Annotated in this window: 18 protein-coding genes and 1 pseudogene; 3 read left to right on the top strand and 16 right to left on the bottom strand. The window is 45.7% G+C overall.

The window, feature by feature from the left end:
- Window positions 1-63 precede the first annotated feature (63 nt).
- From AY605_RS02900 to ompR, 9 genes and pseudogenes are all read right to left on the bottom strand, one after another.
- Entirely contained in the window at window positions 64-1,173 is a 1,110-nt protein-coding gene (locus AY605_RS02900) for a hypothetical protein (protein ID WP_064094962.1), read from the bottom strand.
- Window positions 1,174-1,265: 92 nt separating this feature from the next.
- The gene (locus AY605_RS02895; protein ID WP_064094961.1) at window positions 1,266-2,666 is read right to left on the bottom strand and encodes a hypothetical protein; all 1,401 of its coding nucleotides are present in this window, start codon (window positions 2,664-2,666) and stop codon (window positions 1,266-1,268) included.
- 10 nt (window positions 2,667-2,676) lie between these two features.
- Entirely contained in the window at window positions 2,677-2,856 is a 180-nt protein-coding gene (locus AY605_RS02890) for a hypothetical protein (protein WP_064094960.1), read from the bottom strand.
- Between the two features lie 248 nt (window positions 2,857-3,104).
- Window positions 3,105-3,368, bottom strand: coding sequence for a hypothetical protein (locus AY605_RS02885; protein WP_064094959.1), 264 nt, complete (start codon window positions 3,366-3,368; stop codon window positions 3,105-3,107).
- A gap of 605 nt (window positions 3,369-3,973) precedes the next feature.
- Entirely contained in the window at window positions 3,974-4,669 is a 696-nt protein-coding gene (locus AY605_RS02880) for a DsbA family oxidoreductase (protein ID WP_064094958.1), read from the bottom strand.
- Window positions 4,670-4,868: 199 nt separating this feature from the next.
- A pseudogene (locus AY605_RS02875) lies at window positions 4,869-5,289 on the bottom strand (GNAT family acetyltransferase).
- Window positions 5,290-5,414: 125 nt separating this feature from the next.
- Window positions 5,415-6,932, bottom strand: a complete 1,518-nt coding sequence (locus AY605_RS02870) for an acetyl-CoA hydrolase/transferase family protein (RefSeq protein WP_064094957.1) — start codon at window positions 6,930-6,932, stop codon at window positions 5,415-5,417.
- A gap of 205 nt (window positions 6,933-7,137) precedes the next feature.
- Window positions 7,138-8,598, bottom strand: coding sequence for an ATP-binding protein (locus AY605_RS02865; RefSeq protein WP_064094956.1), 1,461 nt, complete (start codon window positions 8,596-8,598; stop codon window positions 7,138-7,140).
- A 245-nt stretch (window positions 8,599-8,843) separates the two neighbouring features.
- Window positions 8,844-9,608: a two-component system response regulator OmpR gene (gene ompR / locus AY605_RS02860; protein ID WP_064094955.1), complete on the bottom strand. Its 765-nt coding sequence runs from the start codon at window positions 9,606-9,608 to the stop codon at window positions 8,844-8,846.
- 335 nt (window positions 9,609-9,943) lie between these two features.
- Between ompR and AY605_RS02855 the strand changes: the two genes are divergently transcribed.
- Entirely contained in the window at window positions 9,944-12,298 is a 2,355-nt protein-coding gene (locus AY605_RS02855) for a Tex family protein (protein WP_064094954.1), read from the top strand.
- 55 nt (window positions 12,299-12,353) lie between these two features.
- On the opposite strand, the gene AY605_RS02850 is transcribed toward AY605_RS02855, so the two are convergent.
- The 6 genes from AY605_RS02850 to AY605_RS02825 form a co-directional block, all read right to left on the bottom strand.
- Window positions 12,354-12,671: a hypothetical protein gene (locus tag AY605_RS02850; protein ID WP_064094953.1), complete on the bottom strand. Its 318-nt coding sequence runs from the start codon at window positions 12,669-12,671 to the stop codon at window positions 12,354-12,356.
- Window positions 12,672-12,731: 60 nt separating this feature from the next.
- Window positions 12,732-13,808, bottom strand: a complete 1,077-nt coding sequence (locus AY605_RS02845; protein WP_064094952.1) for a patatin-like phospholipase family protein — start codon at window positions 13,806-13,808, stop codon at window positions 12,732-12,734.
- Window positions 13,809-13,961: 153 nt separating this feature from the next.
- The gene (locus tag AY605_RS02840; RefSeq protein WP_064094951.1) at window positions 13,962-15,581 is read right to left on the bottom strand and encodes an ABC1 kinase family protein; all 1,620 of its coding nucleotides are present in this window, start codon (window positions 15,579-15,581) and stop codon (window positions 13,962-13,964) included.
- A gap of 12 nt (window positions 15,582-15,593) precedes the next feature.
- Window positions 15,594-16,271, bottom strand: coding sequence for a ubiquinone biosynthesis accessory factor UbiJ (locus AY605_RS02835; RefSeq protein WP_064094950.1), 678 nt, complete (start codon window positions 16,269-16,271; stop codon window positions 15,594-15,596).
- A gap of 12 nt (window positions 16,272-16,283) precedes the next feature.
- On the bottom strand, window positions 16,284-17,228 hold the full coding sequence (gene ubiE / locus AY605_RS02830; RefSeq protein ID WP_064094949.1) for a bifunctional demethylmenaquinone methyltransferase/2-methoxy-6-polyprenyl-1,4-benzoquinol methylase UbiE: 945 nt from the start codon (window positions 17,226-17,228) through the stop codon (window positions 16,284-16,286).
- 260 nt (window positions 17,229-17,488) lie between these two features.
- Window positions 17,489-18,193 carry an FFLEELY motif protein gene (locus AY605_RS02825; protein ID WP_064094948.1) on the bottom strand — a complete coding sequence of 235 codons (705 nt, stop codon included), beginning with the start codon at window positions 18,191-18,193 and terminating at the stop codon, window positions 17,489-17,491.
- 207 nt (window positions 18,194-18,400) lie between these two features.
- On the opposite strand from AY605_RS02825, the gene AY605_RS02820 reads away from it, so the two are divergent.
- Window positions 18,401-19,819 carry a phosphate--AMP phosphotransferase gene (locus tag AY605_RS02820; RefSeq protein ID WP_081406322.1) on the top strand — a complete coding sequence of 473 codons (1,419 nt, stop codon included), beginning with the start codon at window positions 18,401-18,403 and terminating at the stop codon, window positions 19,817-19,819.
- Between the two features lie 53 nt (window positions 19,820-19,872).
- On the opposite strand, the gene AY605_RS02815 is transcribed toward AY605_RS02820, so the two are convergent.
- Window positions 19,873-20,373, bottom strand: a complete 501-nt coding sequence (locus AY605_RS02815) for a hypothetical protein (RefSeq protein ID WP_064094946.1) — start codon at window positions 20,371-20,373, stop codon at window positions 19,873-19,875.
- Window positions 20,374-20,550: 177 nt separating this feature from the next.
- On the opposite strand from AY605_RS02815, the gene AY605_RS02810 reads away from it, so the two are divergent.
- Window positions 20,551-24,255, top strand: coding sequence for an exodeoxyribonuclease V subunit gamma (locus AY605_RS02810; protein WP_064094945.1), 3,705 nt, complete (start codon window positions 20,551-20,553; stop codon window positions 24,253-24,255).
- Window positions 24,256-24,259: the final 4 nt, after the last annotated feature.

Below are 24,259 nucleotides of genomic sequence, written 5' to 3'. Positions count from 1 at the left end.
TTTTATCCAAACATGAAAAAGCCCATATTTTATGGGCTTTGATGTTTTCAGGACAGTTTGGGTTTAGAAAATGGCTTCCATACGCACTAACGCACCCAGATAATGGCTACGGTTCAGTCGGTCATCATTCAGGTAGTTCAGGTCAGCCTGTACAAAAAACCATTCGCGTAGAAACGGCTGTCTCCAAGATACATAAGGGCCCCAGCGATTCAGACGCAGATCTTTATCCTCCAGATAACCGCCTGTATAGATACCGTAATTGAAGCGGTTTTCCTGAAAAAATTGATGCTGTCTGAAGGTGTAATTGTCCCAGGTCAGATCATCTTCCTGTTCATCCGCATAAGTCAGACTCAGCTGATTGGAAAAAAAGGCCTGATTGGGCCGGGCATGGATCAGCTCAAGATTGGTCCGCAGGTAGTTTTCACTCTGCAATCCATAACGGTAAATCTGTTCCGCATGAAAGGAGAAGTCATTCTCCATGGTCCAGTCTCTACTGATTTTGGCACGTGCATAGATATCATCGCCAGAACGTACCCCGAGGTCCAGATCGGTATCGAAAGGCAGGCCATCGGCGAATTCTGACCAGCGCAAGGCAAATGAGCTGTTGTTTTCACGGGTACGGCGAATATCCAGATTTTTATCCCTGGCATTGTCAAGATTTTCATTGGTAATGGCAGCATTGGTGTCCAGTTCGTTATCCAGACTGTCATCACCAAAAACCAGACTTAATTTCTGCTCCAGAGTCGGAAGTTTAATTTTTCCTCGAATTCTGGGCTTGATCTCATAAGTTTCATATTTGTCCCAGCTATTATCCAGAATGATTCGTAAAGTCGCATTAGCTGGCTGGTCTGGGTCAGTCTTGCCAAACCAGTTGTCAATTTTATGTGCGGTCCTGTCTGCCCATTCACGGATTCCTTTCTGCCTTTTATCGGCCCATGAGTTATTTTCAGTTTCTGTCATGGAGGGCACAATTGCTTCATCAGACTGTTCCGGTAAGATCGTAGGTGTCGCATCGATCAAGCGCGGAATCTGATCCAGTAATCCTGAATGATTTGGCTCTGTATCTGCCGGATTGTCAGGAGCATCTGTTACTGAATTTGCCCAAGACATACTACTGCTCATTCCTATACCGAGAGAGAGCAGTAAGATTGGAGTAATCCTGTTTATTTGCATGAGTTATTTGTTGCTCTTGTATTCTTATATCTAGGTGTAGTTTTCTAAAAAATGGCCTTGAAAAGCAAGTTAAAGCTACAAAATAACAGCAATTATTCAATCATTTGAGCCTGAATCTCCCGATAAAGATCCATCACTTGGATGGGCTGTGGCATTGATAAAATAATATTGTGAATATTCTGCCAATTTAGCTGTTTGTCACGTTGTAGCAACAGGTGCGGATAGGCCAGCTCATCTTCTGCAAGCGATATACGTGCTTCACCATGAATCACTCGAATTTTCTGATGTTCTTGTAGTAAAAGTATTGGGGTAGAAAAATCTGCAGCAGCTTCTTTAAATAAGATAAATTTCTGCTTCTGGATTAAATGCGAAAATATAAACGGGTAATAATCTGGCGATGTCCAGACCGTTTCTGCCTGTTGCAGGTAAGCTTTTGAAAAGAGCTCCACTTGCAGGAAACTGGTAGCTAAAGCAGACCATGCCAGTGATTTAATTGCAGCAGCCTGACGTTGATGCTGGGCCAGCCAGTGCTGGATGCAATAGTGTGCCTGCAACTGACTTGGTACGCCTAAAAGCATCAGATATTTGACAAACTGGCCTTGCAGATTCAATTGCTCAGCCACAAAGACCTGACGTGCCTGCCAGTTGTCTTCTGCGGCATAATATAGGGCAATATCCAGGTAGGCGGGATGTCCGTCATCGGGTGCCAGTTCTAAAGCACAGAGCCGTTGTATATTGGCTTCTTCTAAGCCCAAAGAGCGAACCTGGGCGATCATGCTACCTATCTGGATTTCTGCAGGAAACTGAATGAGTTCCATGGCTAGGCCCGGTTCTTGATGACTTATTGTTTCTGTTTCTGGATGAGGATTAAGATCCTCAAGTAGGGTTTTTACTTGAGTAGCTGGTTCATTAGGGTGACTTGATTCCGGCACCTGGATTATTGCTCTTGGCTGACCACGATGGTATTTGCTTTTTTCTTCCACTTTTAAGCTGCTTTCAGCCTCATTCAGGGATAGAGCCGGTACCGTCAATAATGGTGGATCTTCTTTCAGACAAGCCGACTGCTGCTGTTGTTGCAACAGCCAGATATAACATTGTTGCAGTTCAGCCCATGGACTGTGCAGGGCAGGAGAGTGGGGAGCCGGAATCAGCCAGAGCTGCCAGCCATGTTCAGGACGATGTAAAAGTGCCCAACCTGAATCCGGATAGGCATACAAGGCTTTTTCCAGCACCTGGCTTTCGATGAAATAACCACGGAAGCTGAGATGATAGGCGGTATTTTCAGAAAACTGGTAGGCGACAAGCTCAGGTTGGGTGCGGGCTTTAAAAGCTAGAATCTGGGCTCTGAAAATAGGCTCATCACATAGATCAAAAATATCGCGTATTCTTTTTTTTGAGCGTGCAATTTCATACAAAGGCAGGGCTTTATACTCAAGTTGTCGTGTTAGTTGCTGTAATTCTTTAATTAATTGTGCTTTTTCTAAAGCATTCATTTTTAGATCTCTAGAGATGTTGCAATGCCTGATCCAGTGTGTGGGCGAGTATCATGTTGACTGCCAGTTCGATCAGCTTATATTCAGCAGAATTTAGATTTGTATGGCGTTCAGCCATTTCAATTAAAAAATCAACAGAAATCGCCTGAGGTGGAATTTTGCCCTGTAGCAATGCTTGAAGTTCATGCATAGCAGAATTTCTTGATATCAGTATATTTATGCTGCAATTATAAGCAGGGATCATATAAAATAGTGATTTATTTTGAATATTTTATAAACAAAATTTTTAATAAAAAGTGATAAAAATCAATAGAAAAAAATCAGAATGAGAAATAGTCGAAATTTTTAGCTTGATCGGTTTTTAATCTGGATATGATTCACCTGATATTAAAACAGGCTGAATCAATCAGCCTGTTTTAATACAAATAGCTTCTGCTTTTAAGCTGTATATTTGGCGCCTATATTCGCAGAATCTGAATTTACTGTTTCAGCAGGCGCTTTGGTCGCCGGAAAATCTGGCAGATAAACGACTTGTGCTGTTTGCAGGGATGCCTGAACAGGAGTGGAATCTGAATTCACTGGTTCAGCAGGTGCTTTAGTCACCGGAAAATCTGGTAGATAAACCACTTGAGTCATTTGCGCTGATGCTTGAACAGAAAAAGCCATAATGATTGCTGCGAAAGCAAATTTAAGAGCATTCATAAGATGACCTCTAATATCAGGGCGTTCAATAACTTGAACATGGGAGAATATTTAAACTTACTGCGAGTAAAATAATAGCAAATCAGCCTGAATAGAAAATGATAGTTTCGGCAAATTTAAGCAGTAAATTTTAGATTAATTACTCTATAAAACAATGAATTAGTGGATTTAAATTATTCGATTTTTTACGATTTTACAGGGCATTATGCTTTGTTTTTATAGTCAGAATATGGATCTGGTTGAGTACTAAAAAAGCAGCTAGCTGTTTTTTTTAATATCACAACTTAAAGCTGATTTTCGAGATTCTACAATTTTTTAGGAATGGACTAAGCGGGACTTTTATTTATTTTCAGCCTGAGCGTTTTATGGGGTTTATAGAGCAATCCTAAAAGCTATGGCAATCAATTCATTGAGTAATCAAGACTTTTAGGCGGCAATTGAAAATATTCAGTTAACCTGAGTTGAGGTAGAGAAAATTGTGTTTAATGACAATAAAATTACGGATTACTCTGTCAATCTAAAGATGAATTCTTTGATGGAATAAATTTATAAAAAGCATAAAAAATCCCCATCTTGGATGAGGATTTCTCTAGTTGAATTTATCTTTATTCAGGCTTCACCGGAACATCACAGGTTTCTGTAGTGCATTGATTGGCAGATGATTGTTGCTGCGGCTGCTCTAATGCTTTTTCAAGAACTTGCAGGAAAACTTCCTTAGGCTGAGCACCCGCCAAAGCAATGCGCTGATCAAAAACAAAGAAAGGGACGCCTGTGACCTTAAGCTGGTCATGGGCCACTTCCTGATCAAATTTAACAAAGTCAGCAAATTCATCCGAATCAAGAAGGTCATCAACTTCGACCGGATTCAGGCCAATTCGCGCTCCAACATCTTCCAGCGTTTCACGTTCACCAATCGGCAGGCCTTGAGTCATATAACTGTAGAATAACGCTTCCTCAGCTTCATTGCCCAGACCTTTGCTTTGTGCCAGATGAATCAGGCGATGTGCATTAAAGGTATTGCCTGAGTTGGCACCTTCCCAGTTAAATTCAATGCCTTCTTCTTTGGCCATCGCAGCAATATTGCGCTGCATCTCTTCGACTTCAGCCACGGTGCGGCCATATTTTTGCGCCAGACGTTCAGAGTTGGACACTTCCTGACGAACTGGTGCTTCAGGATCGAGCTGGAAACTGTGCCAATGTACTTCCAGTTCAATACCGGCTTGTTGTGCAGCAGCTTCCAAACGTTTTTTACCAATATAGCAGAAGGGGCAAACCACGTCAGACCAAATATCTACACGCATGATAAATCTCTATTCCATATTCTTTAGGAGTTATGGGGGCAAATCCTAAATTTTAAAGCCCAGGAATGCAAACCCTTTTTGATCTTCGGCTCATTTCTAGAGAATGTAGAATTAATCCATTTTCAAGTACACAGTGATTACTATTGCACATCAATTTTGTGATGCAAAGTAAGGGTGATTAAATAAAATTAGACAGGCTTTAATCTTGAATTAGGCGCTTACCTAAACAAATGACTTCAATTTCGTTATAGCCCAATTGTTCATAAAAGCTTTGTACATCAATATTATCTTTACGTATAAGCAGTTGAAGCTTTGGACAACCTAAAGCAATCAAACGTTTTTCTAGTTGTTGCACTAATGCCGTTGCAACACCATTACGTTGAAAATTGGGATGAACAGCCAAGTAGTTGACCCATCCGCGATGACCATCGTAGCCGTCCCATGACGGTTGCAATCAGTTGGTTATCTTTGACCGCCAATAAAAACAGTTGATCGCGCTGTGCCAATTTACGAAAGATATCTATTTCAGGGTTATTCCACGGACGGGTCAATCCGCACAGTTCCCAAAGTGCAATGACATCATCTAAATCGGATTCTAAATAGGGGCGAATAATAAACATAATTATAGTTTTGCATTTATTTTGAGCAATTTAGATTAATCGATTTTTGAGCCCTTGATAAGCTATGTTGAAAAATAAAAACCATAAAAAAACGCCCCGTAGGGCGTTTTTTTTAATGCAGTTAATTATGCAGTTTTTACCGCAGCTTCAACAGCAAGCATATGACCATTTTCTTCGAAATTTGAGTGCCAAGACAGCGCTTCACGAAGAAGGTGAGGCGTATGTCCGCCTTTTGCACATGCACGGTCAAAGTAATCATTTAACGCATCACGGTACATTGGGTGTGCACAGTTATCAATCACTGCACGTGCACGCTCACGTGGTGCCAGACCACGAAGATCTGCCAGACCCTGTTCAGTTACAAGGATATCTACATCGTGTTCCGCATGGTCGATATGTGAAGCGAACGGTACCACAGAAGAGATGTCACCACCTTTTGCGATTGATTTGGTCACGAAGATCGCCAGATGTGCATTACGCGCAAAGTCGCCAGAACCACCGATACCGTTCATCATTTTGGTACCACATACGTGGGTCGAGTTCACGTTACCGTAAATATCAAACTCAAGCGCAGTATTGATACCGATAATACCTAAACGACGTACCAGTTCAGGATGGTTTGAAATTTCCTGTGGACGTAATACCAGTTTGTCTTTGTATTGCTCAAGGTTGTTAAATACTTTCTCGCCGTATTTTGCAGAAAGCGTAATAGAAGAACCTGAAGCAAACTTCATTTTACCTGCATCGATCAATTCAAACGTACAGTCTTGCAGAACTTCTGAGTACATGATCAGGTCTTCGAAGTTTGAATCTTTCAGACCGGTCAATACGGCATTTGCGATTGAACCAATCCCTGCCTGAAGAGGCCCGAGGTTTTTCGGTAAACGCTCTTCAGCCACTTCTTTTTCAAAGAAAGCGATCAAATGGTTGGCAATGCTTTGTGTCTCATCATCTGGCGCAGTTACAGTAGATGGAGAGTCATGTAATTCGCTGTTAAATACGATACCCACAATTTTAGATGGATCGATATTGATCGCATGCGTACCGATACGCTCATCAACTTGAGTCAATGGAATCGCTTGACGCGTTGGACGATACGTCGGGATGTAGATATCGTGCAAGCCTTCAAATGCCGGGCTTAGGTTGGTATTGATTTCTACAATCACTTTTTCAGCAAAAATGGCAAAGCTTGCAGAGTTACCAACAGATGTTGTTGGAATGATGCCGCCATCTTCAGTAATCGCTACAGCTTCAATGATCGCAACGTCTGGTTTTTTCAACTGCAGGTTACGCATTTGCTCAACGGTTTCAGACAAATGCTGGTCAATGAACATCACTTCGCCATTGTTGATGGCTTTACGTAAAGTGTTGTCCACTTGGAAAGGTAAGCGACGTGCCAATACGCCGGCTTCAGTCAATTGTTTGTCTAGATCGTTTCCTAGTGATGCACCAGTAATCAACGTGATCTTTAATGGATTTGCTTTTGCCTGTTGAACTAAAGCTAGAGGAACCGCCTTCGCTTCACCAGCGCGAGTAAAGCCACTCATACCCACAGTCATGCCATCTTTGATGAATTCAGCCGCCTGTTCTGGGCTGATGACTTTGTTGTGTAGGGAGGCTAAACGGATACGATCTAAAGACATTTTAACTCTCATTAATTCTTAAACTATGATACGGATTGTACCGCTCAAAAAAAGTATTGTGCATAGGTGTTAGGCTAAGGTCTAATTTTTTAGCTAAATGTAGGTATAATAAAAAATGATGATTTTTAAATTATTGATTTAATGAAATATAAAATGAATTGTATAGAAAAACTAAAAAGTTGTTTGTTGGATTATTGATCACTTCTTAAAAGTGATCAGTCAAGGTTTGTCGGATTTTATCGAGTGTGGTGGCAGGGGGAGGCGTCTCTGTACCAGCCTGATTTAAGGGCAATGAAATGATGGCTTCGAGTCCGCCTTCAGGACGATTATGAATACGCAACTGACCATGGTGAATATCGACAATCCGTTTAGCAATCGCCAGGCCCAAGCCGCTGCCTTGTACAGTCCGTGCAGAATTACCCCGTACAAAGGGCTGCATCAGGGCTTCAATCTGATCTTCCGGGATGCCTTCTCCATGGTCTGCAACACAAATCAACAGGTGCCCGTCTTCTACATGAGCAGACAGTTCAATCGGTTCTGAACCATAACGTTTCGAATTATTGATCAGATTACCAATCAGTCTTTTTAGCGACATGCTGCGCGCCTGAATGGTCGGGATGTCTTGTGGCGTAAAGCGGATATCCAGCGGTTTAAACTGCTTGACCAGTTCCTGGAGCAGCACATTGACATTGGTATCCTGCGGCTCTTCATCAGAACCATCACGCATATAGGAGATGAACTGATTCAGGATGGCATCCATATCTTCGACATCATAAATCAGGCCTTCTTTGAGAAAGTCTTCATCCGGCATCATTTCGGCACTCAGGCGAATCCGTGTTAGCGGCGTGCGCAAGTCATGTGAAATACCGGCCAGCATGATGCGGCGTTCGCGTTCAGTCTGGTCCAGCGTGTAAATCATCTGGTTAAAAGCATGATTGACCTGACGGATTTCCAGTGGACCATGATTGGTATCCAGATAGGGCGCCGAACCGATACGACTATAACTGTTGGCAGCATCCTGCAAACGGCGTAAAGGCCGGTTCAGCTGACGTACCAAAGTCAAAATAATGATGCCGACAATAATCGGTGTACCGAGCAGCCAGCCCAAAATCAGTTCATTGCTATAATTGGCATAGGTCTTTAAAGGTTCCTGTACCCAGTGACCATTCATTTCAGGAGTCTGGATCCAGATACGAGGACTTGGCTTGAACTGGAAATAGACCGTAGCTTCCTTAATGCGTAACTCTTTGGCCAGTTTGGTTTCGATCTGGCGGGTAAAAAATTCTGCGATCAGTTTTTCACGGACTGTAGGATATTCTGCCGGATTGGTGACATATTCAATGCCGACCCGATTTTTTAACCAGTCATCGATATCGACTTCCTGCTGTTTGTGATACAGGCGTAGATCCGGATTATTGAGAATTTCCAGTTCCATGGCCAGATAACGCGCATGTTGCTGAATTTCAGGTAGAAACAAGGTACGCCAAAAGAACCACAAAGACATAAACAGGCTGAAACAGACCACAAAAACCACCAGTACTGTGGTGCGCATGGCCGCAGAACGCGGTTTGATCTTGTCCATAAAGCGTTCCCAGCGGGTACGTTTTGTTTCCGAGTAGCTGACAAAATCGGTAAATTTTTGCGGGTCGATAGGATCGAGTTTCACGCCAGCTTCCTATGGGCAATTTTGTTCTGAAAATCAGCAGTGATGTTCTGGGTGGAGTATTACTGCATTGACATTTAATTGAAGGATTTTCTCATGTTACTTTCTTAAAAAAGTAACCAAAAAATCTTGCCATTCGCTAAACTCACATATTTCCATGCGAGCCTGTGAAGTAGTCGATGCTCAAACAGCGGCGAATGGCTTGATGGACAATAAATCGAAGTGATCTTTATCCTATAATTTTTCCTTTATTCCGCACCATCTGGAACAAAGACATAACCCACTCCCCATACGGTCTGGATATAACGTGCACGCGCCGGGTTCTCTTCAACCAGACGACGTAAACGTGACACTTGCACATCAATCGAGCGTTCCATTGCACCCCATTCACGGCCACGGGCCAGATTCATCAACTTGTCGCGGGTCAGGGGTTCACGTGGATGCTGAACCAGGGCTTTTAGTACCGCAAATTCACCGGTAGTCAAAGTCACCACTTGACCTTCACGGGTCAGGGTGCGGGTAGACAAGTCGAGCGACCAGGGACCAAAGGTGACCACTTCCATTTGCTGGCTTGGTGCACCGGGTACTTCGCGCACCTGGCGGCGCAATACTGCACGAATACGTGCCAGTAATTCATTCGGGTTAAATGGTTTAGGCAGGTAATCGTCGGCACCCGCTTCCAGACCAGCAATACGGTCAGAATCGCTACCACGAGCAGTCAGCATGATAATCGGGGTATCGATGTTGGATTGGCGTAGGCGACGGCAGATACTCAAGCCATCTTCGACAGGCAGCATAAAATCGAGTACGATCAGAGAAAACAGTTCCCGCTGTAAAAGTCGATCCATCTGTGTGGCATCATGTGCGGTTTTAACCACAAAACCTTTGTCTTCGAGGAAGCGCTGCAATAGAGTACGCAGACGAACATCATCATCAACTACTAATATCCGTTCGACTCGGTCCGTTTCGGTATGTACGGCATCGGATTTTTCAGCAGGCACAACTAAACTCATGAGATGCTCCTTTATTCTTTATTGTCGTCATAAACAAAAATCAGATAGGCTTTGAGTATACGATTCATAGATATTAATTGACTATGCTCTAAAGCACCAAATATTGCAGTTAAAATCAAGACATAGATACCAAATATATACATCTATATGCGAAAAAAACCGTCTTGGGAAAAGAATAAAATGCAAAGTTCATGCAAATTTTAGCCAAAAAACTGAAAATCGATCGTATGCCTTTATCTGAAGCTTATATAAATTAATAAAAACAATGGTGGATTTTATAGACCCGGTCTTTATAATCATGCCATTTAGTACTTATCCTTGTGGGATCAAACACGATGACTGACTTAGTTCAGCAGTTGGCAAAAGAACTTGCCGTACGTCCAAATCAAGTTGAGGCTGCCATCAAGCTTATTGATGAAGGTGCCAGTGTTCCTTTTATTGCACGTTACCGTAAAGAAGTAACGCAAGGCTTAGACGATACGCAACTACGTCAACTCGATACGCGTTTATCATACTTGCGTGATTTGTATGAGCGCCGTGAAAAGGTGATTGAATCACTCAAAGAACAAGATAAATTGTCTGATGATTTATTGGCGCGTGTGAATGCCGCTGAAACCAAAAATGCATTAGAAGAAATTTACGCGCCGTACCGTCCAAAACGGACCAGTAAATCATTCAAGGCCAAAGAAGCTGGTTTAGGGCCAATTGCCGAAAAAATCTTTAACGAAGCCGTTGATCCAGCTGAAGCTTTGGCGGGCTTTAGCCATGAAGATTATCCAGATCAAGAAAGTCAGCTTGATGCGATCCAGCACATTCTGATTGATGACTGGGCACAAAATATTGCTTTAACTACCGAGCTCAAAGCAATGTTTGCCAAAACTGCCGTGCTGAAAAGTCTGGTGGCGAGTGAAGAGAAAAAAGAAGTTGGCAAGAAATTCCGTGATTATTTCGATTTCTCTGAAAACCTGAACAAAGTTCCTTCACATCGTTTACTGGCCATGCTGCGTGGCCGTCAGGAAAATGTCCTGGGTCTGAAAGTGGATGGCGAAGATGACGCACCATTGGCGCGTATTGAAACCGAATATAACCTGGATGCCATTCAGCCACAGTCTCGTCAGGATTTCCTGAAACAGACTGCAAAGCTGTTCTGGCTGGGTAAAGTCCGTCCAAGCATCGAACATTCTTTATTGACTGAAAAACGTCTGGCTGCTGAAGCAGAAGCGATGCAGGTCTTTGCTGAAAACCTGCGTCATTTGCTGCTTTCTGCACCCGCTGGTGCTCGTACGACATTAGGTGTAGACCCTGGCATCCGTACTGGTGTGAAACTGGCAGTCGTAAATGAGTCAGGCGATGTTCTTGCATACAGCACCATTTATCCGTTTGCACCAAAAGATGATAAAGAAGGTTCACTGGCCGAGCTGGCACGTTTATGCCGCGAGTTCAATGTCGACCTGATTGCGATCGGTAATGGTACAGCAAGCCGTGAAACTGAAGCGCTTGTGGCTGAAATGATGGCTGCCAATAGCGACCTGAAACTGACCCGTGTGTCTGTATCGGAAGCTGGTGCATCAGTATATTCAGCATCTGAACTTGCATCACAAGAATTGCCAGATTTAGACGTTTCAATTCGTGGTGCAGTTTCAATTGCACGCCGTCTGCAAGACCCTCTTGCTGAGCTGGTTAAAATCGATCCTAAATCAATCGGTGTAGGTCAGTACCAGCATGACGTGAACCAGACTGGTCTGGCGAAAACGCTGGAAGCGGTCGTTGAAGACTGTGTGAACTCGGTGGGTGTCGATGTCAACACTGCCTCTTCTGCAATTCTGGGTTATATCGCCGGTCTGAATAAATCGATTGCCCAGCAAATTGTAGAATTCCGTAAGGAAAATGGCCGCTTTGATAACCGTCAGTCCTTGAAAAAAGTGCCACGTTTAGGTGAGCGTACTTTCGAGCAGGCTGCAGGTTTCTTACGTATTCAAAATGGTTCTGAGCCACTGGATGCTTCTGCAGTTCACCCAGAGTCTTATCCACTGGTATCTAAAATTGTCGAAGCGAAAGCAACAACGGTAAAAAACATCATTGGCAACACGGAAATCATTCGCCAGGTGAATCCTGAAGAATTTGTGGATGATAAATTTGGGCTACCTACGATTCAAGATGTATTGAGCGAACTTGAAAAACCGGGCCGTGATCCGCGTCCAGAATTCCGTACCGCCAAGTTCCGTGACGATATCACTGAAGTTGCACAATTGACTGAAGGCATGCAACTGGAAGGTGTAGTGACCAATGTGACTAACTTCGGTGCTTTTGTCGATGTCGGTGTACATCAAGACGGTTTGGTACACATTTCTGAACTGGCCAATGAATTTGTCGCTGATCCGCATAAAGTGGTGAAACCAGGTCAAATCGTGCAAGTACGTGTTTTGAATGTGGATGCTGAACGTAATCGCGTGAATTTGTCGATGCGTCCTGAAGGTTCGGCAGCCCCAGCGAAAGCACCACGTCAGCCACGCCGTGAAAACAATGAAGCACGTGGTGAACGTAAGCCTCAAGGCAAACGTCCACAGCAAGCACGTCCGCAAGGTGATCGCCCGCATGGCAAGAAACCGCAGGCGGCTAAACCACAAGAACAAAAAATTGGTGGTTTGGGTGCATTGTTATTGCAAGCCGGGATTAAAGGTTCGAAATAATCTTTAATTAACCAATAAAAAAACCTCCCAATAGGAGGTTTTTTTATGTCTGATTTTATGAATTGATCATCGGCACAATCCAGCTGGTAATAATCAGTAAAATACCAAGATGCCCCAGTTTTCGTGTCACATAGACCAGCTTAGACGGTGGCTGTTCCAGTCTTTTTGCATATTCTTCCATGCTAATGCCAGACTTACCTTTACTGGTATATAAAAACACCCCCAAATCCAGACAGATCAGGATGGTACCAATATCGGCCACCAGTTCCATCAGCTCAAATTGCTGGGTATACAGCGACATGCCGACGCTATACATCAGATAAAGACCAAAGGCGATACAGGCATATTGCAGGACAACTAAAAACTTCTGCATAAATCTCAACAGCTCAAAAAATTAAGGCAATTATACAAATAATCGGGCAGCTGCGGCCAATTACAAGGTCTGTATCACTTCAGCAAAATTCTGCTTTTCGACCAGTTCCAGAAACTCATCTCCCAGGCGCTGGCTTTCAGCAATACATTGTTTCCAGAGCTGAATCCGCTGGGTTTGATCTAAACCTTTTAAAGTGAAGTCTTTACGGTCCGGTAAGCGACCCAAAGGCAAACTTTGCAGATATTCCTGAGAAGGAGAGATGAGCAAAGTTCGTGCCTGATTCTCCGGATTTGAGGTACGTTTAAATAACTTGTCAAACCAGCCGGGCGTGATACTGTCGGTAAAATGCGGATACAGCACAATGCCTTTGCTCTGGAAGGGCAGGTCTATGTGATAGTCGATCAGGCCACCATCACGGTAATAGCCCTGCGGTGCATCCGGGATATTATTCACCGCTGCCATCACACCCGGAATGGAGGCAGAAGCCATCAGCCAGGACAACACACTTTGCTCGGTCAGGGGATGGTAATGCGTAGTGAAGCCATCATCGGTAATTTTAAACTGTTCACCGATATTCGGCTGGCTGATGACCCGCTGCATGAAATGCCGGCTATGTTTGCGCGCCACTGCTGTGGTTCCGACAATTCCCGCTACAGAAGCCAGTAATGGTAAAGCTTTATCACTCTGGAAAATATGCTGGGCCTTGATCGACAAAACTGTCAGATGGTAATCAGGATGATTAACCAGATCAGTTTCCTTACCCTGGACCAGATCCAGCAGCATGCCACGGCAAACTTCGCTGACCTCTTGGCGGGTCATTTTTTTATGAAAATAAAGGTTTGTATACAGCTCACCCAAGCGTTCGGTTCCCTGTTGAGCTCCATGTGCGGCAATACTGGCAAAACGCCAGCTACCAATGGATGAGCCCACCAAAGTTCTACGCTGAGGAGCACGTGAAAAAAACTCGCCAAAAATGGCCTGATCCAGTCCTTGAATACCGATGCCTTTGGGGCCGCCTGCCGCACCTGGCACAATATCGACCTGTTCGGGTTGCAAACCTTGTTCCAGAATCAGCTCACGTGCCAGATGTCCGGCCCGGATTCTCAGGGCAGGCGCATGTTTTTGTAAAATCTGCATAGAGGTTCAACCCATATTCGATCAGTGAGGCTTATTTTAAGCCTCTGCTTACCAGACCCAATGGCAAGATGTGCCCGAAGGTGACTTTGCAGTCATGCTATGTCCAGAAAACAAAAAACCTGAACAGTGTCAGGTTTTTTAAAGCTCATTTAGTTATTTCGCAATCCGCCAGACTGCCAGAACGCTTGCCAGCGCAATCAGAATGACTGAGACAAACCAGGGTGAAATAATTGCAATTGAAAGCAGAATCGCCATGATACTGCCAAACATCCAGCTGCGTTTCTGCTGATGTTCCATTTGCAGACGCATGCTTTGCAGTTCATTGAGCTGTTTGGCATGCCAGGCCGACTGGTTTTTCAGACCATTCAGGCTGTCGATCATCAGGGTGGGTAAATCCTGCGCCCCTAACAGTAGATCCGGGATTTTCTGTCCCAGTTCTTTCAGGTTCTTTTGTGGATTTACCTGAGCCTTGATCCAGTCCGTCAGAATCGGTTTGGCCAGACTCCAGATATCCAGTTCTGGATAAAGATCCGTACCCAAACCTTCCACATGAACCAGCGTTTTCAGTAACAGCATCAGTTGTGGAGGAATTTCCAGGTGGAAACGACGGGCAATATCCATGACCTGAATCAGAATACCGGCAAAGTCCAGCTCATGCATCGGTTTGGAGACCATTGGGCCAACAGTACGACGCATTTCGCGGGCCAAGGCATCCTGATCGGTACCTGGTGGAATCCAGCCTGCCTGATGCACAATCTGGATCAGCTGCATAAAGTCACTGTTCATGACCGCCAGCAGCATACGCGCCACAGTCATCTGGTCATGCTTGGACAGTTCACCCATAATCGCGCAGTCCAGCGCAATAAAGCGCGGATTGGCCGGATTGATGGTTTCCACAAAGACATTGCCTGGATGCATGTCGGCATGGAAGAAGTTGTCACGGAACACTTGGGTAAAGAAAATGGTCAGACCTTTACGCGCCAGATCAGCACGGTCCATGCCCAGTTCATCAAAGGTGGCAATATCTGAAATCGGCACACCGGTAATCCGTTCTGCGACCAGTACATCCTTGCTGTCCATATAGACTTCAGGCACATACATCATGCTGGAGCCGGTGAAGTAATGACGCATCCGGCGGGTATTATCGGCTTCCAGCGTCAGGTCCAGCTCGTTCAGAATAATCTGTCGATAGTCCTGAATGATCTCCGACAAATGTAGGGCACGTGCTGCTTCCAGACGCTTTTCCAGAAAATCACCCAGCCAGTTCAAAATCTCAAAATCCTGCAAGATCTGCTGGCGAATATTCGGGCGGGTGACTTTGACCACGACTTCCCGGCCATCATGCAGTGCTGCGGTATGTACCTGCGCAATTGAAGCAGCTGCCAGAGGCTGGGCATCAAAACGGGCAAACAGGGTATTTACATCGGCCTTTAACGATTCCTGAATACGCATTTTGGCGACGTCGTTGTCAAAGGGCTTGACCTGGTCTTGCAATAACACCAGCTGCTGTAAAACTTCAGGTGGAATCAGGTCACGACGGGTCGAAAGCAATTGCCCCAGCTTGATCGCCAGTGGCCCCATTTCCTCTAAAGCTTCTTTAAGCTTGAGTGGATTTTTACGCTCACGGCTAGACCAGGCTGCCGGGTGCATACGAATCAGGGACAGGACATGACGGCTTTTTTCAGGGAGTTCTTCCGCAGGAAACAACGTGTCGAGTCGATAATGCGCGGCAATGCGCCAGAGTTCGAGTAAACGTGAAACATGCGGAATCATAAAGTGGTGTACCTAGTTCTGAGTTGAATCTTGCTGATTTTCAATCTGGGCCTGAAGCTGATGGATTTTGGCTTCGACACGGTCTAAATTCTGGTTCAGGATACGGGTATCCTGATTCAGGTCATCCATTTGCCAGCGTGGAGCAAACAGGCCACTGTCTTCTTTCAGGGCATCTTCGACAAAAAATAACTGGCTTTGCAACGTACGCTTCAAATATTTTGGCGCAAGTTGCAATTTGCCGATTTCATGTGCCAGCGCAGGGCCAATCCAGGGGCTTAAATGCGTTGCCAGATCAGGTTCAGCCTGCTGCATGATGCGCTGGATCTCTTGCAAGAGCTTATAGTCGCCTTGCAGTGGAATATTACCGACTTCGTCAGCAAGCAGCAGCTTGAGCAGTTCTACGACATTGCTGACCTGTAAAGTCGCTGTTGCTTCAGAAATCTGCGCACTGTTCGCTTCATAAGGCCGCTGTTCGAAGATGGAAGATACTTCAGAATGACCGGTTGCGGTCGGTTCCAGACGAACCTTGCCGTCATCGAAAAAGACATCGACTGACAGTTGCGGTGAGGCGATCACCACCCGCAACATTTTACCGGCCAAGGCATTGAGCTGAATACGGGTAATTGCATCCAGATCAATCACATGATGAATCACGCGTTCAATAGTACCTAGGGCGAGAATTGACCACATTGGCTAAGGCCCTTAAAGCTTGAAGCCACGGTGAACGGCAACAATACCACCAGTCAGGTTGTGGTAGTCACAGTTCTGGAAGCCGGCATTTTCCATCATGCCTTTCAGGGTGCGCTGATCTGGATGCATACGGATCGATTCAGCCAGATATTTATAGCTTTCTGAATCATTGGCAATGATTTTACCCATGATTGGTAGCGCGGTGAACGAATACAGGTCATACAGTTTCGAAAATGGTTCAAACACCGGTTTAGAAAATTCCAGAATGAGCAAACGGCCGCCTGGCTTAAGCACACGGTACATTGCAGCCAGTGCCGCATCTTTATCTGTTACGTTACGCAGGCCAAAAGAAATCGTCACCAGGTCAAAGCTGTTGTCGGCGAACGGTTCTAAAGTTTCAGCATTGGCCAGGACGAAGTCGACATTGGTGCAACCTGCATCGATCAGACGGTCACGACCAACATTGAGCATTGATTCGTTGATGTCAGATAACACCACATGACCGGTTGGGCCGACTTCACGGCTAAATACTTTTGCCAGGTCACCCGTACCCCCTGCGATATCCAGCACATGCTGGCCACGGCGCACACCTGACATGTTAATCGCAAAACGTTTCCATAGGCGGTGAATACCAAAAGACATCAGGTCATTCATGATGTCATATTTGCTGGCGACCGAATGGAACACTTCAGCCACTTTCTGGGCTTTTTCATCGCTGTTTACGGTCTGGTAGCCAAAATGCGTGGTAGTTCCGACATTGCCGGTATTGGCACCGCGTGGCAGGTTATATTTAGGGATAGTGCCCGTCACAGGCGTATCGGTCAGGCGTTGTTCTAGAGATTGTTGCTGACCTTGTGGAGCACCTTGTGGAAGCGGAGTGGTTAAGAATGGGCTCACTTTGTCTGTCTGTTGTGCCGACTCGGGTGTAGGGGTAGGCGTTGTATTTTCATTTGACATTGGAGTCACTCCTAACATATCAATCGGGTTAATCTTGCATTGTCTGCATAATGACAGATTCTTGGATGTTATTCAGCAGTCATGATGCAATTGTTATGAATAATATACAGAAAAATAGGAATGTGGGCGGAAATCTTCATGGCCAGTGATCGAATAATTCATATGATTTGTCACTTGCGCTGTCCTGCCACAAAAACCTGAAAATATCAGGATCAGACAGGACGGTGAATAGCATCCATTGTAGATCAGCAAAGAAGCTATTATTGGAAGGGTAATGGATCGCCTGAATGTACCTTGTCAATGATACCGCGTTCGATTGCAGTAAAATCGGTTACAAATTTTTCTGCCGACTTTAACGGTTTCATAGCCTGAAATCCGTCCTGCATAAACTCATACATCACCTGAAAATGATACTTGTTGGCCGCGCTTTTACACATTTTAAAGGCAGTATAGACCACAAAAGAACGCATATATTTATCCAGGCTGACCCCTAGCTGGTCCAGTAGAGCCAGCTGTTTTAAGCGTGCTTCACCCTGATCCAGTTTCAGGTAGGTCAGGCGCATCATTTCATCAGTTAATGCTGTGTGGGCTGGGTAATCCTTTAGCAGCTGAATCGCGACCTGTTCGTCCAGCTGCACCGCCAGGATCGCCAGTTCTACGCCTGAAGTTCCAGTTTTAATTGCATTTTCTGGAATAATTTTTTCTGCCTTGTGTGCATATTTCATCAGCCGTGCAATCTGTTCAGCCAGTGCATCAAAGTCTGAGCCACCATAAAGCCGGTTCAGGAAATATTCTGCCATCAGCTGATTGTTTTTTTCAGAAAAATGCTGCTGATGGGTACGCTGCATTCGTGCTTTCTGCCATGCCTGTACATCCTGTAAACGGCTTAAAATTTCAGGCTGAGTGTGATACTTGAGCTGATAATATTGTTCTAAAAGTTCATCTAATCGGGCAAGTTTGGACATGAATTTTTCAAATATGATTTTTGCGATGTCAGAATCTTAGAGGGTGTGGCTCAATCTCGCTATGACAAATTGGTCAATGATTACTTATTTGAATGTCAATTTGTTGTTTAAACAGGCAATCTAATCGTGTGAAAAACGTTGCCAACGCTATTTTTGGCCCAAAGCTCCTCGCTATACTGCAACAAGAATAAAAGATAAAGGTTGAAGATACAGATGGAACAACCACAATTCCAGTTAATGGATGAAGATCAGTTATCGGCCGAGCTAATTGATGCCCAATACGATTTAAGAAAAACGCGCGGCCAGAAAAATGCTAAAAGTCTGCTTATTCTGGTCAATGGTATCGAGTTGGCTGGCAAGGGCGAAGCGGTCAAACAGTTGCGTGAATGGGTCGATCCACGTTATCTGAGGGTGAAGGCCGATGAACCACAAGCGGTCAGTCCCAAACAGGTGTTCTGGCAGCCTTATGCGCAATTTATTCCAGCCGAAGGGCAGATCGTCGTGCTGTTTGGCAACTGGTATACCGATTTACTTAACAGTGCAATGCGGGTATCTGACCCAATTAATGAAGCACAGTTTAATGAATACCTGAAAGAAATGCAGGACTTTGAGCAGGATCTGAAAAATAACCATGTGGATGTAGTCAAGGTCTGGTTCAATCTGTCATGGAAGGACCTGCAAAAACGTTTGAAGGCCATGGACCCAAGTGAAACCCACTGGCATCAAATGCAGGGGGTAGACTGGCGGAACAGAAAACAGTACGAGAACTTGCAGCGTTTGCGGCAGCGCTTTACTGAGGACTGGTTTGTTATTGACAGCAAAAATGAAAAATGGCGCGACCAGCAATTTGCCCAGTACGTTCTGAATGCGATGGAAAACTGTCCCGAACATCGAGTCAGAGCCAGCGGGAAATGGAAACAGGCCAAGATTCCCGAGCAGTTGAAACATCCTGCCAATACGCGGGCTGCACCAGAAGAATATAAACCGGAACTGAAAAAGTTAAGCGCTAAGGTTGCCCAAGCCATGCGTTCCGATCCGCGTAATGTGGTAATTCTGTTTGAAGGCATGGATGCTGCGGGGAAGGGGGGAGCCATCAAGCGCATTGTCAAGAAACTTGATCCGCGTGAATATGAAATTTACAGTATTTCGGCACCCGAAACATATGAACATAGCCATCCCTATTTATGGCGCTTCTGGACCAAACTGCAAACCGATGATGACATCTGTATTTTTGACCGTTCCTGGTACGGGCGGGTCCTGGTCGAGCGGGTCGAGAGGCTGATCAGTGCGGCAGAATGGCAGCGTGCCTATGGAGAAATTAACCGTTTTGAGCAGAGCCTGGTCAAGCATCAAACCGTTATCGTAAAAATCTGGTTGGCGATCTCCAAAGATGAACAGGCAGTACGTTTCAAGGCACGTGAAGAAACACCGCATAAACGTTTTAAAATTACCGACGAAGACTGGCGAAACCGGGCACGTTGGGATGATTATCTAAAAGCAGCAGCGGACGTGTTTGAACGTACCTCAACCGATTATGCGCCTTGGCATATTATTGCCACCGATGATAAAAATACCGCACGGGTCGAAGTGTTAAAGGTCATTTTAAAACAGCTTCAGGCAGAATAAATCTGCCTGAAGTAAAGGAAAGCAATTGTCTAAAATATTCAGCTTGCGCAGGATTAAGCCTGTGCTACCTGTTTTTGCTGGATACTTTTGGCCGTGCGATAGCAGTCTTGCACATGGGCATCGGCAATTTTTTTCATGACAAAATAACCCAGACTTGCAGCAACCAGTTGACCCCCTAGCGGAATGAATTTTGTGACTTGCTTTATCAGCACTTTCGCTGCAACATTGTTCAAAGATTTTTTAACTGCCGTCCGTGCGACCACCAGACCAGAAAACTCTACGCCACGTTTACGCAGCTCCTGCCAGTGGATCTGACGGGTTTTTGGATCGTAAACACTGATCTGGTCAGGGGCCAAGCCAAAGCGGGCATTGATCTCGGGAATTAATTGCGACAAGATACCGACATCAATGACCACGTCCATAAAAGGTACCGGAATAACAGCGGCACCGGCAGAATAGTAGGCGCGTTTTTTGGTGAGTTCCAGGCATTCGTCGCGGATTTTTTCCAGATCCAGGTTCGCGTCGAGACGTTCAGGAATTTTATCTAATTTCATGGGCACTACCTAAGCTCTATGTTGTTTTTTTCCATTCAAGCATCTTTAAGATGCTTTTTTCAAAGAAATTTTTCGACTGAAGTGTGGTTTTAAGGTGTCATAGCGCGCTCGGGATGTATAGTAAATAATCTTTATCGTTTTGTAGTAAAAACCACATTCAGCAGTTCAGGGGAACCAATGGCCATCCATGTTATTCAGAGTCAACGTATTGATGTACTTTTGGATAGTATGCTGCATATTGTCAACCAGACTGCCCGAAATCCGTTTGAAGTGTTACAGACCCGGCACTTTATTGTGCCGTCTCCGGCAGTAGAAAGCTGGCTGACCCAGAAAATTGCCGAGAAAAAAGGCATTAGTGCCAATACCCAGTTTCATCACCGGATTCGCGCCTTTCAATGGGCTTCCTATCAGTGGGTATTGAATGCACCCAAAGAGGTGGAACAGGTGCGCGAAGCCAATATTCCGCGCATTATCATCAAATGGCGGGTATTTCAGGCGCTACGTAAATATATTCTGCCCGAACAGATTTCCTTAGACATGGATCATCCGCTGTATTCTATTATCAAACGGATTTATGACAGTGCTGATCGGCTGGAGCAGGGTACAGAGAAGCAGCTGAAAAAACAGAGCATGCTGTACTGGGTAGCCGAGCAGGTATCGCGTTTGTTCAGCCATTATATGGATTATCGCGGTTATTGCGCGCGTAACTGTCCTCCAAAACACTGTAGCTGCCCGACCAACTGGCTCGAGGCCTGGGGGCAGGATATTGCGCTTGATATCGAACAGATGCTCTATAGCCCCAAAGATGAAAATGGTCATGAGATGCAGGTGGCGGATTTTGTCAAGATTCAGGCACGTGAACTGGAAGCTTGGCAACGCTGGTTGTGGCAGCATGTATTTCAAGATGATTATGCCAAAATCCTGGAGATTGAACGCCTGTATTGGGAGCGGCTGGAGAATGCAGAAACCCGCGCCCAGGCTCTAAAACGCCTGCCGGCCCAGATTGTGGTATTTAGCCTGCTGGAACTACCACCGAGCCAGCTGGATTTTTTACGTCGTCTGGGGCAATACATTGATATCTATATTTTTCACTTCAACCCCTCGCAGGAATACTGGGCGGACAGTGTCGATCCTGACTGGAAAGCCAGATTTGATTTGCAGCGCGAAGAGCGCTTTATTCAGCGTTTTGAAAAAACCCGTCAACGTAAACCAAATGATGCGGAAATAAAAGACTTCAGGATCAAGCAACTGAATTTTAATGCCGAAGACCGGGAATCGCGGCATCCGCTTCTGACCCGATTCGGCAAGCAGGCACGTGATCATTTTTCTCTACTCTCTAAACTGTCTTCGGGGGAAGAGGGTCTCTGGGCTGATGTCTTTGTCGATGAATATCAGAATAAACTGCTGGCCAAAATCCAGTCAGATATTCTGTATTTACTCGAGCCTGAACAGCATCAATATGCTTTAAGCCCTAATGATGAGTCGGTACAGATTCATGTCTGTCATTCTTCATTACGTCAGCTGGAAGTCCTCAAAGAACAGCTGATTCACTGGCTGGCTCAAGAGACTCATGACGCGCCGCGTCAGCCGAGTGATATTCTGGTGCTGACGCCAAGTCTGAAAGAACTGGAACCGGCAATTCGCAGTGTCTTTGCGCCACCACCGCGTGAGCGCGAAACCGGCAGCAAACGCCTGCAAAAAGATAACCTATATTTACCGATCCAGATTGCCGGGGTGTCGCGTCTGGATGTCAGCAATGCCTGGCGCGCGGTACTGGGCCGGATTCAGTGGGTACGGCGCCGTTTCAGTATTGAGGACTTTGCCGACTGGCTCAGCCTGAATGCGACCCAGCAGTATTATGGTCTGGACTATAGTCAGGTAGAGCGGATGTTACAATTGCTGACAGATGCTGGCTTCAAGCGTGGATTGGACCAGCAGCATTTACAGCAAAGTCTGAGCGCAGGCGATGAGGATTACCGGTTTAGCTTTAAATTCGCGCTGGACCGTCTGGCGTTGGGTCTGGCGATTCCTGAACATACCCTGTTTCAGGACACCTTGAGTTATGCCAAGGTTCTGACCAGTGATTTTCCCTTGATATCCACCCTGATCCGGATTTATCAGGATCTGGTAGAGCGCCGTGACTGGCTGACTTTGCATGAAACCGGACAGCGCACGCCAGTCAAAACCTGGCTGGAATATCTGCGCGCCGATCTGAACGAGTTCCGTGATGCTGGCGTGGAATCGCTCAAAACCGTTGCCGAGATTATCGACAAGCAAATGCGGATGCTGACCTTGGCCGATTATCATGACCAGGATGATCCGCATGCCAGTCAGGAACTGGTGGCACTCAGTCTGCCTCTGCCTTATGTGCTGGAAGAAATTCAGAATACCCTGGAGATGCAGCTGGATCAGGCCGAACCGACCGGACAGATTACTTTTAGCCAGATTGGTCAGATCCGGCCATTGCCTTATAAACTGGTAGTGATGCTGAATCTGGATAGCGGTAAATTTCCGAGCCGTAATCAACAGGTTCCGTTTGACCTGATGCGCAGCCTGAAGCCGCAACTCGGTGACCGTTCCCGTCTGGATGACGAGCAGGGCGCCTTTCTGGATGCCTTGCTGCTGGCACAGGAAAATCTATGGCTGTTCTATAATGGCTTTGATCTGGAGGATGGTGAAGCTCGCGATCCATCCACTGCCTTGCAGGAACTGGTTCAGCATCTCGCGCTGATCTGCCAGTCTGAACAGCCGGATGCCGAAGTCGATCCGATGGTGGATATGCATGGTCTGTCCGTGGCTCAACATATCCAACAGCTTTATCATGTACATCCCTTGCAGCCTTTTGATCCGGCCGGATTTACAGATATGCAGACACCACGTTATCAGGATCAGTGGTTTGCGGTAGCAGAGTATATCCGTAGTGCCGAAGGCAAACGCAGCAGTTGGATTAATGCACATTATCCGGCACTAGAACAAAAAGAAATCCGGGTACTCAAAGGTGATGAATGGATCCGCGATATGATTTTCCCGGCACGTCTATTCCTGAAAAGTGTCGGGGTTTCCACAATTCGATTTGCCGATTTGCCGAGTTCCCGGGAACCCTTATTATTGAACAAGCTAGAACAGTATCAGGTACGGGATTTCCTGTTGCAACAAGAGCAGGAGATTGAGCCGAACCTGATGCTGGACCGTTTGCCGGTGGGCAAAACCCAGCAAGCCACCTGGCTGGGCAGCCAGCAGGAACAGCAGTTATTGCAAGAACGTTTGCTGCAGTTGGGTAAAGAACTGACGCCAGTTACCCAGCAATCCCTGCAGTTCAGTCCTGAACTGATCATTCATATTAACGTGCCTCAGGTTCCACACAGCAGCTACTGGCTGAGTATGCAATCCTCTTCAGCCTCGGAAAAACGCCGTGCCCAGATCTGGCTGGAGTATCTGTTGTGGCTGGCTTACTTAAATGACGATGCACGCTCACCAGAACTGGAGCGCATTGTCATTTTCAGTAATAAAACCCTGAAGTTTTCTGGCTTGAGTTCGAGCAAGGCACATGAGTATTTGCAGCTCTGGTTAAAGGCCTGGGAAATTGGTCAACAGCAGCCGCTGGTCTTGCCGGCAGAATTACTGATGAAAAAAGAGTGGCAGTGGGCCGAGAATGAACAGGGCAAGATGACCATTGTGGAAATGCCGGAATTGCTAAAGGCCTGGAACAACAGCTATGAGAGTGCCAAGCCTTTGGCTTCGGATGAATCCAGTCTGCTGCATCAGGACTGGCAATTTATTTTGCAGGATCAGGATCCGGATCTGGCCTTGCAAAATTGCTGCCATGATTTTGCCCATGGCCTGTATGCGCCGATTCATCAACATCTGGAGTGGGTGAAATAGCCGT

The sequence above is a fragment of the Acinetobacter sp. SFD genome (assembly GCF_001647575.1).
GTDB lineage: Bacteria > Pseudomonadota > Gammaproteobacteria > Pseudomonadales > Moraxellaceae > Acinetobacter > Acinetobacter pecorum.
Note: the sequence above shows the minus strand (reverse complement) of the source record. Positions and strands in the feature narration are given on the sequence as shown.

Coding starts and splice junctions, on each gene's coding strand:
- AY605_RS02900 (WP_064094962.1), bottom strand. CDS start 1,173: ATGCAAATAAACAGGATTACTCCAATCTTACTGCTCTCTCTCGGTATA.
- AY605_RS02895 (WP_064094961.1), bottom strand. CDS start 2,666: ATGAATGCTTTAGAAAAAGCACAATTAATTAAAGAATTACAGCAACTA.
- AY605_RS02890 (WP_064094960.1), bottom strand. CDS start 2,856: ATGCATGAACTTCAAGCATTGCTACAGGGCAAAATTCCACCTCAGGCG.
- AY605_RS02885 (WP_064094959.1), bottom strand. CDS start 3,368: ATGAATGCTCTTAAATTTGCTTTCGCAGCAATCATTATGGCTTTTTCT.
- AY605_RS02880 (WP_064094958.1), bottom strand. CDS start 4,669: ATGCGTGTAGATATTTGGTCTGACGTGGTTTGCCCCTTCTGCTATATT.
- AY605_RS02870 (WP_064094957.1), bottom strand. CDS start 6,932: ATGTCTTTAGATCGTATCCGTTTAGCCTCCCTACACAACAAAGTCATC.
- ompR (WP_064094955.1), bottom strand. CDS start 9,608: ATGAGTTTAGTTGTGCCTGCTGAAAAATCCGATGCCGTACATACCGAA.
- AY605_RS02855 (WP_064094954.1), top strand. CDS start 9,944: ATGACTGACTTAGTTCAGCAGTTGGCAAAAGAACTTGCCGTACGTCCA.
- AY605_RS02850 (WP_064094953.1), bottom strand. CDS start 12,671: ATGCAGAAGTTTTTAGTTGTCCTGCAATATGCCTGTATCGCCTTTGGT.
- AY605_RS02845 (WP_064094952.1), bottom strand. CDS start 13,808: ATGCAGATTTTACAAAAACATGCGCCTGCCCTGAGAATCCGGGCCGGA.
- AY605_RS02840 (WP_064094951.1), bottom strand. CDS start 15,581: ATGATTCCGCATGTTTCACGTTTACTCGAACTCTGGCGCATTGCCGCG.
- AY605_RS02835 (WP_064094950.1), bottom strand. CDS start 16,271: ATGTGGTCAATTCTCGCCCTAGGTACTATTGAACGCGTGATTCATCAT.
- ubiE (WP_064094949.1), bottom strand. CDS start 17,228: ATGTCAAATGAAAATACAACGCCTACCCCTACACCCGAGTCGGCACAA.
- AY605_RS02825 (WP_064094948.1), bottom strand. CDS start 18,193: ATGTCCAAACTTGCCCGATTAGATGAACTTTTAGAACAATATTATCAG.
- AY605_RS02815 (WP_064094946.1), bottom strand. CDS start 20,373: ATGAAATTAGATAAAATTCCTGAACGTCTCGACGCGAACCTGGATCTG.
- AY605_RS02810 (WP_064094945.1), top strand. CDS start 20,551: ATGGCCATCCATGTTATTCAGAGTCAACGTATTGATGTACTTTTGGAT.